Origin of the sequence: Bradyrhizobium sp. CCGB20 (genome assembly GCF_024199855.1) — a bacterium.
In the GTDB taxonomy this organism is placed as follows: domain Bacteria; phylum Pseudomonadota; class Alphaproteobacteria; order Rhizobiales; family Xanthobacteraceae; genus Bradyrhizobium.
Genome location: NZ_JANADN010000001.1, coordinates 6,591,496 through 6,605,682, shown reverse-complemented (window position 1 = coordinate 6,605,682; position 14,187 = coordinate 6,591,496). Strand labels below are relative to the sequence as shown.

Genomic DNA, 14,187 nt, shown 5'->3' with positions numbered 1-14,187 from the left:
CCCTCCGAACCTCCTCCGGGAGGAGCAGGTATTTCAGGCAATGCAAGAAGCGTGCTACTTGCCCGGCAACTTGTCGTCGATGCCCTTCACGTAGAAATTCATGCCGAGGATCTGGCCGTCGTCGAGGTGATCGCCGCCCTTGCACTCGATCGGCTTGCCGTCCTGCCCAACGATCGGGCACTTGAACGGATTCAGCTTCCCCGCTGTGATCGCAGCCTGGGCATCCTCGGCGATCTTCTTCACGTCGTCAGGCATGTTGGTATAGGGCGCCATCGCGAACATGTGGCTGTCGAGGCCGCCCCAGCTGTCCTCGGACTTCCAGGTGCCGGCGAGCTCGGCCTTGACGCGCTCGATGTAGTAGGGGCCCCAGGTGTCCAGGATCGAGGTCAGCTGGGTCTTCGGCCCGAACTTGATCATCTCGGAATCCTGACCGAAGGCGAGCTTGCCGCGTTCGCTGGCGATCTGCATTGCTGCGGGCGAGTCCGTATGCTGCATGATGACGTCGGCGCCCTGGTCGATCAGCGCCTTGGCGGCATCGGCCTCCTTGCCCGGATCGAACCAGGTGTTGGCCCAGATGATCTTGACCTTGATGTTCGGGTTGATGGTCTGCGCCGCCAGGATCGTCGCGTTGATGCCTGAGACGACCTCCGGAATCGGGAACGAGCCGATATAGCCGAGCACGCCGGACTTCGACATCTTGGCCGCGATCAGGCCCTGGATGTAGCGGCCCTGGTACCATTTGGCCGAGTAGGTCGACATGTTCGGATTGCGCTTGTAGCCGGTGGCGTGCTCGAAATGCACGTTCGGATATTTCTTGGCGACCTTCAGCGTCGGGTCCATGTAGCCGAACGACGTCGTGAAGATCAGCTTGTTGCCGGCGCGGACGAGCTGCTCGATGGAGCGCTCGGCGTCGGGGCCTTCGGGCACATTCTCGAGATAGGTGGTCTCGATCTTGTCGCCCAGCTCCTTCACCAGTGCCTGGCGCGCGAGGTCGTGCTGGTAGGTCCAGCCGAGGTCGCCGATCGGACCGAGGTAAATGAAACCGACTTTCAGCTTGTCGGCGGCGGAGGCTGCACTGACGCTACCGGCAAGCAGCAGCCCGGCAGCCAGCGCAAGAAGTGATTTCCTCATCATCAATCTCCAAACATCAGGGGAAAGCCACGATCCGCAATTTGCGCGCCCCATCGCGCACCTCGCGGAAAAGATCAGCGGTCAGGCACGAACACGGTGCCGAGCGCGGCCGGTGCGGTCGAGCCGCCGGTACGCGCGCGGGACAAGAGAACCAGCACAATGACGGTCGCGAGGTAGGGCAGCGCCGACATGAACTGCGAGGGAATGCCGACGCCCCAGCCCTGCGCGTGCAGTTGCAGGATCGTCACCGCGCCGAACAGATAGGCGCCGACCACGAGCCGTCCCGGCCGCCAGGAGGAGAACACGACCAGCGCCAGCGCGATCCAGCCACGGCCCGCCGTCATGCCGGGAATGAAGAACGGCGTATAGGCGAGTGGCAGATAGGCGCCGGCAAGCCCGGCGCAGGCGCCGCCAAACATCACGGCGAAGGTGCGAATGCGCAGAACGGGATAGCCGAGCGCATGCGCGGAGACATGATTGTCGCCGCAGGCGCGGAGAATCAAACCCGCCCGCGTGCGGTACAGGAACCACCAGACGCCGATGACGAGCGCGATGGAGAAATAGACGAAGGCATCTTCGCCGAACAGTACGCGGCCGATCAGCGGGAGGTCGGTGAGGCCGGGAATGGCGAGATGCACGGCCGGCGCGATGCGCTCGCCGACGAAGCCGGCGCCGATCAGGCCGGACAGGCCGACGCCGAGGATGGTCAGCGCGAGACCCGTTGCAACCTGGTTGACGGCGAGCCCGAGCGCCATCAGCGCAAAGATCAGCGACATCAGTGTGCCCGCGACGATGCCGAACAGCGCGCCGATGAAGATCGAGCCGGTGAGCCACGCACCCGCAAAGCCGCAGGCCGCGCCGACGATCATCATGCCCTCGACGCCGAGGTTGAGCACGCCGGAGCGCTCGGTCACGAGCTCGCCGGTGGCCGCGATCAGCAGCGGCGTCGATGCGGCGAGCACCGAAAGGATGATGGCTTCAACCAGCTCCACGGGTCACCTGTCGGTTCGGGAACACCAGCCTGAAGCGGTATAGGATGAGGGAATCGCAGGCGAGCACGTAGAACAGCAAAATGCCCTGGAAAACCTTGGTCACGTCCAACGGGATCTTCATCGCGATCTGCGCCTGCTCGCCGCCGATAAAGGTCAATGCGAGAAATAGGCCTGCAATTAATATTCCAAGCGGGTTCAGCCGGCCGAGGACGGCGACGATGATCGCGGTAAAGCCGTAGCCGGGCGAGATGCCGGGCTGGAGATGCCCGACCGGACCCGCGACCTCGATGATTCCGGCAAGGCCCGCGAGCGCGCCGGAGACGGCGAAGGTCAAGATGATCAGCTGGTTGGCATTGAAGCCGCCGAACCGCGCCGCGCGAGGCGCCGCACCGACCACGCGGATCTCGAAACCCTTGATGGTGCGCCCGAGCAGGATTGCCGCTGCCGCGACGACGAGCAGGGCGATGATCGAGCCGAGATGCAGCCGGCCGCCCTCGATCAACAGGGGCACCGTTGCGACCGGATCGAACTCGGCGGTGGTCGGAAAGTTGAAGCCGTGCGGGTCGCGCCAGGGGCCGCGCACGAGATAGTCGAGGAAGAGGTCGGCGACATAGACCAGCATCAGGCTGGTCAGGATCTCGCTGGCGCCGAACTTCACCTTGCAGATCGCGGGGATCAGCGCATAGAGCGCGCCGGCCGCGGCTGCGAGCACGAGCATCACCGGCAGCACCCAGGCCCCGGCATCGGTGCCTTGAGTCTTCACCGCGATCCAGCTTCCCGCCACTGCGCCGATCAGGAATTGCCCCTCGGCGCCGATGTTCCAGGCATTGGCGAGATAGCAGAGCGACAGCCCGATCGCGATCATCACCAAAGGCGTGGCCTTCACCGCGATCTCCTGGAGCGAATAGCCGTCGGTCAATGGCGCGATGAAGTAGGCGTGCAGCGCGAGCAGCGGATTTTTGCCGAGGATCGCGAACAGGATGACCATAGTGACGATCGTGAGGCCGATCGCGATCAGCGGCGAGACCAGCGCGATCGTGTTGGAGCGCTCGGCGCGCTTCTCAAGCACCAGCTGCATGCGCGGCCTCCTTCGGCTCCAGGCTGCTGCCGCCCATGAGAAGGCCGAGTTTTTCGCGGCTTGCATCAACGGTGGCAAGCGGCGCGGAGAGCCGGCCGTGGAACATGACGGCGATGCGGTCGGCGATCTCGGCGAGCTCGTCGAGGTCCTGGCTGGTCACGAGCACGGCCGCACCCGCGGTTGCGAGATCAAGCAGCGCCTGGCGGATGACGGCGGCGGCGCCGGCATCGACGCCCCACGTCGGCTGGCTCACCACCAGCACCGCCGGATTACGCAGGATCTCGCGTCCCACGATGAACTTTTGCAGATTGCCGCCGGAAAGACTCGCAGCTTCCGGATCGCGCTTGGCCTTGCGGACGTCGAACGTTTCGGTCGCGCGATCGACCGTCTTCAGCGTGGCCGCTGTGTCGATGAAGCCGTGATGGACCATGCCGCTGGCCGCGTGTCCGGTGAGCAGGGCGTTCTCCGACAGCTTCATGCGCGGCGCGGTGCCGTGGCCGAGCCGTTCCTCCGGGACGAAGGCCGCGCCCAGTTTGCGGCGCTGGGTGATCGAGAGGTGGCCTGCGGCGATGCCTTCGATCACCACCTTGCCGGGGTCCTTCGACAGGCGCTCGCCGGAGAGCGCGGCAAACAGCTCATCCTGGCCGTTGCCGGCGACGCCGGCGATACCGAGGATCTCACCGCCCTTGAGCTCGAACGAGATGTGCTCGAGCCGGACGCCGTGCGCCTCGTTCGGCGAGAGCGAGAGGTCGTTGACGACGAGCCGCGGCACGGTGGTCTTCCGTCCGGCCGGTGCTTTGACCTCCCTGATCTCGCCGCCGACCATCATGCGCGCGAGCGAAGCGGCGGTCTCGAGCCTGGGATTGCAGGTCTCGACCTTCTTGCCGCCGCGCAGGATCGTGGCGATGTCGCAGAGCCGCTTCACTTCTTCCAGCTTGTGGCTGATGTAGAGGACGGCGCGGCCTTCGGCCTTGAGCCGTTCCAGCACGATGAAGAGCTGGTCGGCCTCTTGCGGCGTCAAGACGGCGGTGGGCTCGTCCAGGATCAGGAATTTCGGATCCTGCATCAGCGCACGGACGATCTCGATGCGCTGGCGCTCGCCGACGGACAATTGCCAGACCTCACGTTTGGGATCGAGCGGCAAGCCATAAGTCTTCGACACCTGCTCCAGCCGTGCCGACATGTCCTTGAAGGATTCTCTTCCGTCGAGGCCGAGCGCGACGTTCTCGGCGACGGTGAGATTGTCGAACAGCGAGAAATGCTGGAACACCATGCCGATGCCGCGGCTGCGCGCTTCCGACGGGCCGGCCAGCACGATGGGCTGGGCTTGCCAGCGAATCTCGCCGGCGCTGGGCTGGATCAGCCCGTAGATCGCCTTGACCAGCGTCGACTTGCCGGCGCCGTTCTCGCCGAGCAGCGCGTGGATTTGCTTCGGCCAGATATCGATGTCGATGGAATCGTTGGCGAGGAAATCCCCATAGCGCTTGGTGAGCCCGAGCGTCCGGAGCAGCGGCGGTTCGCTGGAATGCAGGCCGTTGGGCGTCGGATCTAACATGCGTGACACGCTTGCAGGGGTGAGCTGCCTCAATTGTGGGCTAGTTTGAACCGCCACGTAAGATGTGAAAAAGCGTCATCCCTTGCTCAACGCTTCGGCAGGCACCGGCGTTCGTTCGCTGCTATTGGCCTTCATCGACAATTGCAGCAATCGCGCCAGTGCTTCGGGCGCCTGTTGCAAATTTGTGACGCTTTAAAGTGAATCGGAACCCGCTGTGCAGGCTTGACCTGAAGTTGAGCAGCGGCACTCCCATTCCCGCATGCTGCGCCGCGACGTAAAGCGATCGCCGCATCTCGCGATCGATGCGTCGCGCTGCTCTATCAAAAGCCGAGCAAAACCAAACGGGAATGTCCGGCAACGCGCGTGCGTCCCGCGCACGCAAGTCGTGTGCGCGGACACGCAAAATCCGCGATGAAGCGCCGCGTGCTGCCAAAACATCCGGCACGCCATGGGAAATGTTGAGGCTTCTCACTTCCGGATATCGGCGCAAGTGTCGCACCCAGGGGCGGTCAATTCGACCTGTCAAAACTTGGGGGCTATCAGGATGTCGTTTCGTTATACGGCAGTGGCAGCAATGGCGCTGTCACTTGCTACGCTGGTCAATGGCGACCTGGCTCACGCGGCGGACCTGCCAGTCAAGGCGGCCAAGAAGGCCGCGGACCTTCCGTTCTTCTTGGTGATCGACAACCGCGTGACGTTCTCCTGGATGCCCAAGGGCACCGACCCCGGCATGTGGAGCGTCAACCCGAACGGCAGCATCAACGGCACCACCCCCAAGCAGGTCTACTCCTTCACCCACTTCGACCTCTGGGCCTACGGCACCAACTTCTTCACGATCTCGATGTTCAAGTCGGGCAAGAACGATCCTGCCAGCCCCTGTGTTGCGCCGGGCGTGACCATCACTGGCGGCGCCGCCGATTGCGCCGGCGCGACCGAGATCTACGGCCTGTTCCGCTCGACCCTCGGCTGGAACGAGCTGTTCAACACCAAGGCCTTCAGCATGGGGCCGCTGCACAATATTTCGTTCGAAGTCGGTATGGACGGCAATACAGAAAACACTTTCCTCGCGCCCGCCAAGCGCGACGTCGTGGCCGGTCTGCAATTCGCCTTCGACCTTCCGTACAAGGGTTACATCAACGTCGCTCCGTTGATGTACTGGGAGTTCTCGAACCACAACGCCTTCACCCAGTGCGGCCTGTTCGGACCGGGCGTGCCGGGGGTGACCTGCAACTCCGATGGCAACGTCAGTTACAGGCCGACCTGGGCCGTCGAAATCAACTACTACATGGATCTCGGCTTCCTGCCGCCGAGCATGCAGTTCTGGTCGATCAGCGGCCGCGCCGGCTGGTATGGTGCGAAGGGTGACTCCAACGGCCTTCCCGCGCTCTCCGGCCCTGGCCGGTTCTCTACTGCTTCCAAGGTCGAGCTGAACAGCGAACCGATCCGTCTGACCTTCGACGCCTCGAAGGCCGCCTGGGGTGACAAGTACTCGCACTTCGTCGACCTCTGGGTTGCCTACCGCTACTGGCAGAACAAGTTCGGCCTCGACCACAACGCCATGCCCGGCGTCTGCACGGTCGCCGCAACCGGCCAGAGCACCAACAGCTGCACCGAGTCCACGGTGTACGGTGGCGTGACTGTGAAGTTCTGATCGGCTGGGGGGGCCATCCCCATCTGAAGCGTAGGGTGGATTAGCCGAAGGCGTAATCCACCTCTTTGCCTTCGTCGTGTTGAAGAAAGAGTGGTGGGTTACGCTTCGCTAACCCACCCTACGCAGTCGAGTTCTTGGAAGCAGCTACCTCGTCCACACGCCGTCGTGCAGCGCCTCGGCCTCGTCCTCGAGCAGCGGGCCGACGACCTCCGTCGGCCGCTGGCCGCTGGCAAAGACCTCGCGGCAGGGCAAATCGAGCGTCGGGTTCTCCGGATGGTTGCCGGTGATACCGCGCAGGCGGTGCTCGCTGAGGCCGTAGACGACACGGCCGATGCCGGCCCAGTAGATTGCGCCTGAACACATCGCGCAGGGCTCGGCGGAGGAATAGAGCGTGGCTTTCGCCAGCACCTCGCGGCTGAACGTACGGCAGGCCTGCGTGGCCGCCAGGCGCTCGGCATGCGCGGTGCCGTCGTGGTCGGGCATGTAGCCGTTCTCGGTCTCGATCAGCACCTTGCCATCCGCATCGACGACGACGCAGCCGAACGGATGGTTGCCATGGGTGAGGGAGCGGCTGGCGGCCGCGAAGGAAAGGCGGAGGAAGTGCTCGTCGCGCTCGGATCCGCCGCTCATCGCTCTTCCCTGGTCAATGACCCGCCATATGCCGGCCGACCACGGTGAGATCGGCGTCGCTGGTTCGTGCTTCATACACGAATTCGCCGTGGAACATCACCACCAGACGATCGGAGAGTTCGAGCAATTCGTCGAGATCCTCGCTGACGAGCAGCACGGCGGCGCCACGGTTGCGTGCGGCCATGATCTCGGCATGGATCTGCGCCACCGCCGCGAAGTCGAGGCCGAAGCAGGGATTGGCGGCGATCAGCACCTCGACGTCGCCGCCAAGCTCCCGCGCCAGCACGGCGCGCTGGACGTTGCCGCCCGACAGCGCCGCGATCGGCGTCTCGGGCGTGCGGGTCTTGATCTTGTATTGGCCGATCTTCTTCCTGGCATCGTCGCGAAAGGCACTGCGGTTGAGCCACCAGCCGCCGCTGGCGAAGGGCGCGCGGTCGAATTCGCGAAAGGCGATGTTGTCGGCGACGCTCATGCCGCCGACGCAGGCGTTCTTCAGTGGCTCCTCGGGCAGGAGCGACATCTTGTGGCGGCGCATCTCCTGGCGGCTGGCGTGATAGGGTTCGCCGGCGACGCGGACTTCGCCGCTCTCCGCCTCGCGCTGGCCGGCCAACACCTCGACCAGCTGGCGTTGGCCATTGCCGGAGACGCCGGCGATGCCAACGATCTCGCCCGCACGCACGCTAAGCGAGACATCGTGCACAGCGACGGCACCTGCATCGTCGAGTGCGCGGACCTTTGCCAGTTCGAGCCTGGCCTGACCTGCCTCGCCGATGCGCGGAGGCTGCACCGTCAACTGCTCTGCGCCGATCATGGTGCGCGCCATCGCGTCAGGCGTGAGCTCGGCGACTTTGCCGGCTCCCGCGAGCTTGCCGCGGCGCAGGATCGTGACGTCGTCAGCGAAAGCCATGACCTCGCGGAATTTATGCGTGATCATCAGGATGGTCAGCTCGCCTTTGACGACCATGTCGCGGAGCATGCCGAGCACCTCGTCAGCTTCGGCGGGTGTCAACACCGAGGTCGGCTCGTCCAGGATCAGGAAGCGGCGCTTCAGATAGAGCTGCTTGAGAATCTCGCACTTCTGCCGTTCGCCCGCGGAGATGTCGGAGACCTTTGCGCCGAGCGGCACCTTGAAGGGCATGCGCGCCAGGAAGGCCTCGAGCTCCTTCATCTCCTTCGGCCAGTTCACCATGGCCGGCACATCGTCGCGTGCCAGCACGAGGTTTTCCGCGACCGTCATCGCCGGCACCAGCGTAAAGTGCTGGTAGACCATGCCGAGGCCGAGCGCGTGGGCGTCCTTCGGGTTGGCGATCGCCTGCTCGCGTCCGCCGACGAGGATGTCGCCCTCGGTCGCGTGGTAATAGCCCATGATGCATTTGACGAGCGTCGACTTGCCGGCGCCGTTCTCGCCGAGCAGCGCATGGAACGAGCCCGGCCTCACCTTCAGCTCGACATTGTCCAGCGCCAGGAAGTCGCCGAAGCGCATGGTCATCGCAATCGCGTCGACGCCGAAGGCGCCTGACGGCGGTGGCGTCTCGCCGATGATCACGAAATTGCTCCAATGAAGGCGTCCGCCGTCGAGACTGCGCCGAACACGCCGCCCTGCATCTTGATCATCTTGAGCGCGTGGTCGTGGTTGCTCTTGTCGGTCGCGCCGCAGCAATCGTGAAGCAGCACGCATTCGAAGCCGCGGTCGTTGGCCTCGCGCATCGTGGTGTGAACGCAGACGTCGGTGGTGATGCCTGTCAGCACGATGTTCTCGATACCGCGCACGCGCAGGATCAGCTCCAGGTCGGTGGCGCAGAACGAGCCCTTGCCGGGCTTGTCGATGATGGGTTCGCCTGGGAGGGGTGCCAGTTCTGGAATGATGTCCCAGCCGGGCTCACCCCGCACCAGGATGCGGCCGCAGGGGCCGGGATCGCCGATGCCGGCGCCGATCTGCCGCGAACGCCAGCGCTTGTTGGCGGGAAGATCCGAGAGATCGGGACGATGGCCTTCGCGGGTATGGATGATGTGGAAGCCTTGGGCGCGCATCGCCGCGAGCAACCTCTTGATCGGCTCGATCGGTGCCCGGGTCAGCGAGAGGTCGTAGCCCATCTTGTCGACATAGCCGCCGACGCCGCAGAAATCGGTCTGCATGTCGATGATGATGAGCGCGGTGTTCTCCGGGCGGAGATCGCCGTTGTAGGGCCAGGCATAGGGCTCGGACTTGATGGTGCGCTCGGGCATGATTTCGCTCTCTAGCGGGTGATCGACAATTCGGCCGGGGCTCCGGTCAGTGTGCGTTTCGGCGAGCAGGTGATGATCATGATCGCCAGCGTCAGGATGTAGGGCGCCGCGTTGAAGAGGTGATAGCCGGAGGTGACGCCGACCGATTGCAAGGCCGGTCCCAGCGCCGCGGCACCGCCGAAGGCGAGCGAGGCCCACAGGCAGAGCAGCGGATCCCAGCGCGCGAAGATCACGAGGGCCACGGCGGTGATGCCCTGTCCGGAGGACAGGCCCTCGTTCCAGCTGCCGGGATAGAACAGCGACAGGAAGGAGCCGCCGATGCCGGCGAGGAAACCGCCGACCATGGTCGCGCGCAGGCGGATCAGCAGCACGGAGTGGCCCATCGCGCGCGCGGCGTCAGAGCTCTCGCCGGCGGTGCGAATGAGAAGGCCCCAGCGCGTGGTGCGGAAGGCCCAATAGAGGATTGGCGCGAGCGCAACGCCGATCAGGAACAGCACGTTGACCCGCAGCGCGGCGCGGACCTGCGGGACGTCGCTCCACCAGCCGAAATCGATCGCGGGCAGCCGTGGCGCAGTGGGTTCGATCAACGGCTTGCCGAGATAGAAGGCCAGTCCAGTGCCGAACAGCATCAGCGCGATGCCGACCGCGACGTCGTTGACGCGCGGCAGCGAGCAGATGCCGGCATGCAGCGCGCCCAGCAGTGCACCGGTGATGCCGGCGGCGAGTACGCCGAGCCAGGGCGAGCCGGAGAGATAGGAGATGCCGTAAGCACTCATCGCGCCCATCACCAGTGTGCCTTCGAGGCCGAGATTGATGCGGCCTGAGCGTTCGGTGATGCATTCCCCCAGGCTCACGAACAGGAAGGGCGTGGAGACGCGAATGGCGCCGCCGAGCACGGCGAGCGGGACGGTCCAGAGTCCGATCGATCCGTCTGCCATCTCAGGATTTTCCCTTCAGGAACCCGATGCGGCCGTAGAGCGCATCGCTGGCCAGCACGAAGACGAAGATGATGCCCTGGAGCACCAGCACGGACGCGTCGGGCAGGCCGAGGCGGCGTTGCAGCAGCCCGCCGCTGGCGCTGATGCCGCCGAGCAGGATCGCGACCGGAATGATCGCGAGCGGATTTTGCCGGGCCAGGAAGGCAACGAGAATGCCGGTGAAGCCGTAGCCTGCCGCGAGGTTGGCGTTGGTGCGTCCCTGTACGGCCGCGACCTCGACCATGCCGGCAAGGCCCGCGGCGCCGCCGGCGAAGAAGCAGATGGTCAGGATCAGCTTGCTGACGCCGAGGCCGACGATTTTTGCGGCGCGGATATTGCCGCCGGCAACGCGCGCCGCGAAGCCGAACACCGTGTGATAGATCAGGATATAGGCGGCGATGGCGGCAACGAGGCCGAAGACGAGTCCCCAATGCACGTCGGTGCCGGGAATCGATCCGATCATGTTGGCGGCGCCGATCTCGCGCGTGGACGGCTTGTTGAGACTGGCGGGATCGCGCATCACGCCTTCGACGAGATGGTTGAGGATCGCAAGCGCGATGTAGACGAGCAGCAGGCTCGAGATCGTCTCGTTGACGCCGCGGTACTGGCGCAGCGCGCCTGTGAGCATGATCCACAAGCCGCCGCCGATCACGCCGGCGATGACCATGGCAATTTGCACGATGAGCGGGGGCATGCCCTGAAGCGCCAACGCGGCGCTGGTCGCCGACAGCGCGCCGATCAGGAGCGCGCCTTCACCGCCGATGATGACCATGCCGAGCTGCGCGGGCAGCGCCGTGCAGAGTGCCGTGAGGATCAGGGGCGCCGCGCGCGTCAGCGTGTTCTGCCAGGAGAACCAGGTGCCGAAAGCGCCGTAATACATATAAAAATACAGATCGAGCGGGTTCTTGCCGAACATCGCGACAAAGATACCGAAGACCACGAGCGCGCCGGCCAGCGCCGCGCCCGGGATCAGGATGTATTCGATGGTGCCGCCGTGGCGCTGGAGAAAGCCGGGATCGGCGGCCGGGGCAACTGTCCCGACCGCTTCAGTGGAATCCGCGGCTTCCGTCGTCACGAAGTCGCTCCGATCACGCCTTCGACGAGGTAGTCCATCTTCTCGAGTTCAGGATCCTTCTGGCCGCGATCGGTCCCGGCCGGGATGACCGTCTTGCCCTTGTTGTCGACCAGTCCTCCCTTGAAGATCGCGTAGCCATCCGCCGACAGGAATTTTGCCTTGACCTCGTCGGCATGCTTGCGGGCCTCGGCGGAAACCGCTTCGCCATAAGGCGAGGTCTTGACGATTTCCTCCTTGAGGCCGCCGCGATAGAAGTTCGGGATGCTCTCGCCGGCCGCGATCATCTTCACGAACTTCGGATAGAGCGCCTCCCAATTCCACTCGGCGCCGGTCAGATACGCTTTCGGCGCGAGCGGCGACTGGTTGGTGTGATAGCCGCAGACGAAGGCGCCGCGGCGCGCGGCGTTCTCGACCATGGTCTTCGGACCATCGACGTGACAGGTGAGGACGTCGACGCCCTGGTCGATCAGGCTGTTGGTGGCCTCGGCTTCCTTGACCGGCATCGACCAGTCACCGGTGAAGATGACTTGCGTCGTGGCCTTCGGGTTGGCGAGCCTGGCGCCGAGCGCGAAGGCGTTGATGTTGCGCAGCACCTGCGGGATCGGCTTGGCCGCGACGAAGCCGAGCTTGCCGCTCTTCGACGTGTAGCCGGCCACGATGCCGGAGGTGTACTGGGCTTCGTCGATGTAGCCGAAATAGCTGCCGGCGTTCTTCGGATCCTTGTCCGACCAAAGGCCGCCGCAGTGCTCGAAGCGCAGCTTCGGGAACTTGTTGGCCATCTTGATCATGTGCGGGTTGTAGTAGCCGAACGAGGTCGGGAAGAGCAGGGTGGCGCCGTCGAGATTGATCATGGACTCGATCGTCTTCTCGACCGCGTCGGTCTCCGGCACCTTCTCTTCCTCGACGACCTTGAGGCCCGGAATTTTCTTCAGTGCTGCCGCGCCCTGCGCATGCGCCTGGTTGTAGCCGTAGTCGTCGCGCGAGCCGACATAGATGAAGCCGATGGTCGTCTCGGCCGCGAAGGCCGGGCGGACGCCAACCGCGGCGCCGAGGGTGAGGGCCGCACCGCCCTGCAACAATTGACGTCGTGAAATCCTGCCAAAATCCATTGCTTGCTCCCCTTTGGCGGCTGCCCCGCCTTGCTCTCGCGGCCGCGCCGTCTGGCGGAGCCCGGCAAGAGATGTCGCAAGCTTCGTGCCAAAGGTTAGGAAGCAATCAATTGTTTATAAATAATTGAAAAACTTGATATTTTTAGCTTCCTCGTCTCGTGCTAGGGAAATCGGCAGATTAATTTTTGAGCACTATCATCTTGTTGTATGCAATCTGGTTAAGCAGCCTTAACCAGTTCGGGCCGTGTATGACGAGAGCTGGGCGATCGGCCGGCAACCCGCATTCGTGCTAACCACGCGCTGATTGGGACGGTGCCGGTCAGGCGATTTTCGCTGGCACTGAACTTGTATCGATTGTCGTCAGGACCGCCGGGGTCCAGGGAAATGGAAAGCTCGCCGAGATGGGTGCTGGTAACGCCGTTCAGAAAGCATCGCTCGGCGAAGAGATCGTGTGCCGCATCAACGAGCTCGCCGCGATCTCGGAGGAAGGCGACAAGCTCACCCGCATCTATCTCACCAGCGAGCTGCGCAAGGCTGCTGACCTCATCCTGAGCTGGATGCGCGATGCCGGCATGAGCGCGCATCTCGACGCGATCGGCAATGTCTGCGGCCGTTATGAGGGCGAGCAGCCGGGGGCGCCCTGCCTGATGCTCGGCTCGCACTACGACACCGTGCGCGATGCCGGCAAATGGGACGGGCCGCTGGGTGTGATCACCGCGATTGCCTGTGTCGCGGATCTCAATCGCCGCGGGAAGCGCCTGCCGTTCGCGATCGAGGTGATCGGCTTTGCCGATGAAGAGGGGGTACGTTTCGCCTCGACACTCCTCGGCAGCCGTGCGGTGGCCGGTACCTTCGACGAGAGCGTCCTGAACACGCGCGATCGCGACGGCGTGTCGATGCGCGATGCGCTCGTCTCGTTCGGCCTCGATCCCGATCACATCGGCGCCGCCGCGCGGACCCGGCGCGAACTTCTCGCCTATCTCGAATTGCACATCGAGCAGGGCCCGGTGCTGGAAGCACAGAACCTGCCTGTCGGCGTGGTTACCGCAATTGCCGGCGCCACGCGACTTGCCGCGCGGCTGACCGGCATGGCCGGTCACGCCGGTACCGTGCCGATGGCGCTGCGCCGTGATGCGCTCGCCGGCGCGGCCGAGTGCATCGGCGCGATCGAGCAGTTTTGCCGAACCGACGAAAGCGGGTTGGTCGGCACCGTCGGCTATATCCAGGCGAGGCCCGGCGCGACCAACGTCATTCCGGGCGAGGTGTCGTTCACCATCGACATGCGCGCGCCGCCCGATATGCACCGCAAACGGGCGGTCGCCGATGTCGTCCGCCAGATCGAGGCCATCGCCAAGCGCCGGCAATTGGCGCTTCAGCTCGACGTCACTCACGAGAACCGCACCGCGCCTTGCGCGCCCTGGCTGAAGGACCAGATCGCGCAGGCGATCCAAGCCGAAGGCCTTGGAGCGTTCGAGCTGCCGAGCGGGGCTGGGCACGACGGCATGGCAATGATCGACATCGCCGACGTCGGCATGATCTTCGTCCGCTGCCGCGGCGGCATCAGCCATCACCCGGACGAGCATGTGGAGCTGGTCGATGCCGATGCCGGCGCGCGGGTGCTGCTGCGAGTGATCGAGAATTTCAGGCCGCGAGAAGGCCGCTCCGGCGCGAGCTGACCGAGGGCCCCGCGTCATCAGGGCGAGACACGAATCAGTCATGCTTGGAATGGTGGCCGGCCATCGTCGGAGATCACCAGATACCAG

Annotated in this window: 12 protein-coding genes; 2 read left to right on the top strand and 10 right to left on the bottom strand. The window is 64.6% G+C overall.

Going from position 1 to position 14,187, the window contains the following annotated elements; translation table 11 throughout:
* Positions 1-54 precede the first annotated feature (54 nt).
* From NLM15_RS31000 to NLM15_RS30985, 4 genes are all read right to left on the bottom strand, one after another.
* On the bottom strand, positions 55-1,131 hold the full coding sequence (locus NLM15_RS31000; protein WP_254121566.1) for a BMP family ABC transporter substrate-binding protein: 1,077 nt from the start codon (positions 1,129-1,131) through the stop codon (positions 55-57).
* A gap of 74 nt (positions 1,132-1,205) precedes the next feature.
* A complete protein-coding gene (locus tag NLM15_RS30995; protein WP_254121565.1) occupies positions 1,206-2,123 on the bottom strand; it encodes an ABC transporter permease in 918 nt (305 codons plus the stop codon).
* Entirely contained in the window at positions 2,110-3,201 is a 1,092-nt protein-coding gene (locus NLM15_RS30990) for an ABC transporter permease (protein ID WP_254121564.1), read from the bottom strand. Before NLM15_RS30990 ends, NLM15_RS30995 begins: the two co-directional genes overlap by 14 nt.
* Positions 3,185-4,756 (bottom strand): ABC transporter ATP-binding protein, encoded by a 1,572-nt coding sequence (locus NLM15_RS30985; protein WP_254121563.1) that lies wholly within the window; start codon positions 4,754-4,756, stop codon positions 3,185-3,187. Before NLM15_RS30985 ends, NLM15_RS30990 begins: the two co-directional genes overlap by 17 nt.
* A 544-nt stretch (positions 4,757-5,300) precedes the next feature.
* Between NLM15_RS30985 and NLM15_RS30980 the strand changes: the two genes are divergently transcribed.
* A complete protein-coding gene (locus NLM15_RS30980) occupies positions 5,301-6,407 on the top strand; it encodes a hypothetical protein (RefSeq protein WP_254121562.1) in 1,107 nt (368 codons plus the stop codon).
* A gap of 144 nt (positions 6,408-6,551) precedes the next feature.
* Here NLM15_RS30980 and NLM15_RS30975 read toward each other — a convergent pair whose 3' ends face one another.
* From NLM15_RS30975 to NLM15_RS30950, 6 genes are read right to left on the bottom strand one after another with little or no spacing between them, the layout of a single operon-like run.
* Positions 6,552-7,037: a nucleoside deaminase gene (locus tag NLM15_RS30975; protein WP_254121561.1), complete on the bottom strand. Its 486-nt coding sequence runs from the start codon at positions 7,035-7,037 to the stop codon at positions 6,552-6,554.
* A gap of 13 nt (positions 7,038-7,050) precedes the next feature.
* A complete protein-coding gene (locus tag NLM15_RS30970; protein ID WP_254121560.1) occupies positions 7,051-8,583 on the bottom strand; it encodes an ABC transporter ATP-binding protein in 1,533 nt (510 codons plus the stop codon).
* Entirely contained in the window at positions 8,580-9,263 is a 684-nt protein-coding gene (locus NLM15_RS30965) for a cysteine hydrolase family protein (RefSeq protein ID WP_254121559.1), read from the bottom strand. Before NLM15_RS30965 ends, NLM15_RS30970 begins: the two co-directional genes overlap by 4 nt.
* An 11-nt stretch (positions 9,264-9,274) precedes the next feature.
* Positions 9,275-10,201 (bottom strand): ABC transporter permease, encoded by a 927-nt coding sequence (locus NLM15_RS30960; RefSeq protein ID WP_008130281.1) that lies wholly within the window; start codon positions 10,199-10,201, stop codon positions 9,275-9,277.
* Position 10,202: 1 nt separating this feature from the next.
* Complete coding sequence (locus NLM15_RS30955; protein ID WP_254121558.1) at positions 10,203-11,315, bottom strand: ABC transporter permease; 1,113 nt, start codon at positions 11,313-11,315, stop codon at positions 10,203-10,205.
* The gene (locus NLM15_RS30950; RefSeq protein ID WP_254121557.1) at positions 11,312-12,424 is read right to left on the bottom strand and encodes a BMP family ABC transporter substrate-binding protein; all 1,113 of its coding nucleotides are present in this window, start codon (positions 12,422-12,424) and stop codon (positions 11,312-11,314) included. Before NLM15_RS30950 ends, NLM15_RS30955 begins: the two co-directional genes overlap by 4 nt.
* 401 nt (positions 12,425-12,825) lie before the next feature.
* On the opposite strand from NLM15_RS30950, the gene NLM15_RS30945 reads away from it, so the two are divergent.
* On the top strand, positions 12,826-14,100 hold the full coding sequence (locus tag NLM15_RS30945; RefSeq protein ID WP_254121556.1) for an allantoate amidohydrolase: 1,275 nt from the start codon (positions 12,826-12,828) through the stop codon (positions 14,098-14,100).
* The last annotated feature ends 87 nt before the right edge of the window (positions 14,101-14,187 follow it).

Excerpts from the sequence above, each read along its gene's own strand:
- NLM15_RS30945 (WP_254121556.1), top strand. The coding sequence starts at position 12,826 with ATGGGTGCTGGTAACGCCGTTCAGAAAGCATCGCTCGGCGAAGAGATC.
- NLM15_RS30950 (WP_254121557.1), bottom strand. The coding sequence starts at position 12,424 with ATGGATTTTGGCAGGATTTCACGACGTCAATTGTTGCAGGGCGGTGCG.
- NLM15_RS30985 (WP_254121563.1), bottom strand. The coding sequence starts at position 4,756 with ATGTTAGATCCGACGCCCAACGGCCTGCATTCCAGCGAACCGCCGCTG.
- NLM15_RS30990 (WP_254121564.1), bottom strand. The coding sequence starts at position 3,201 with ATGCAGCTGGTGCTTGAGAAGCGCGCCGAGCGCTCCAACACGATCGCG.
- NLM15_RS30980 (WP_254121562.1), top strand. The coding sequence starts at position 5,301 with ATGTCGTTTCGTTATACGGCAGTGGCAGCAATGGCGCTGTCACTTGCT.
- NLM15_RS30960 (WP_008130281.1), bottom strand. The coding sequence starts at position 10,201 with ATGGCAGACGGATCGATCGGACTCTGGACCGTCCCGCTCGCCGTGCTC.
- NLM15_RS30965 (WP_254121559.1), bottom strand. The coding sequence starts at position 9,263 with ATGCCCGAGCGCACCATCAAGTCCGAGCCCTATGCCTGGCCCTACAAC.
- NLM15_RS30975 (WP_254121561.1), bottom strand. The coding sequence starts at position 7,037 with ATGAGCGGCGGATCCGAGCGCGACGAGCACTTCCTCCGCCTTTCCTTC.
- NLM15_RS31000 (WP_254121566.1), bottom strand. The coding sequence starts at position 1,131 with ATGAGGAAATCACTTCTTGCGCTGGCTGCCGGGCTGCTGCTTGCCGGT.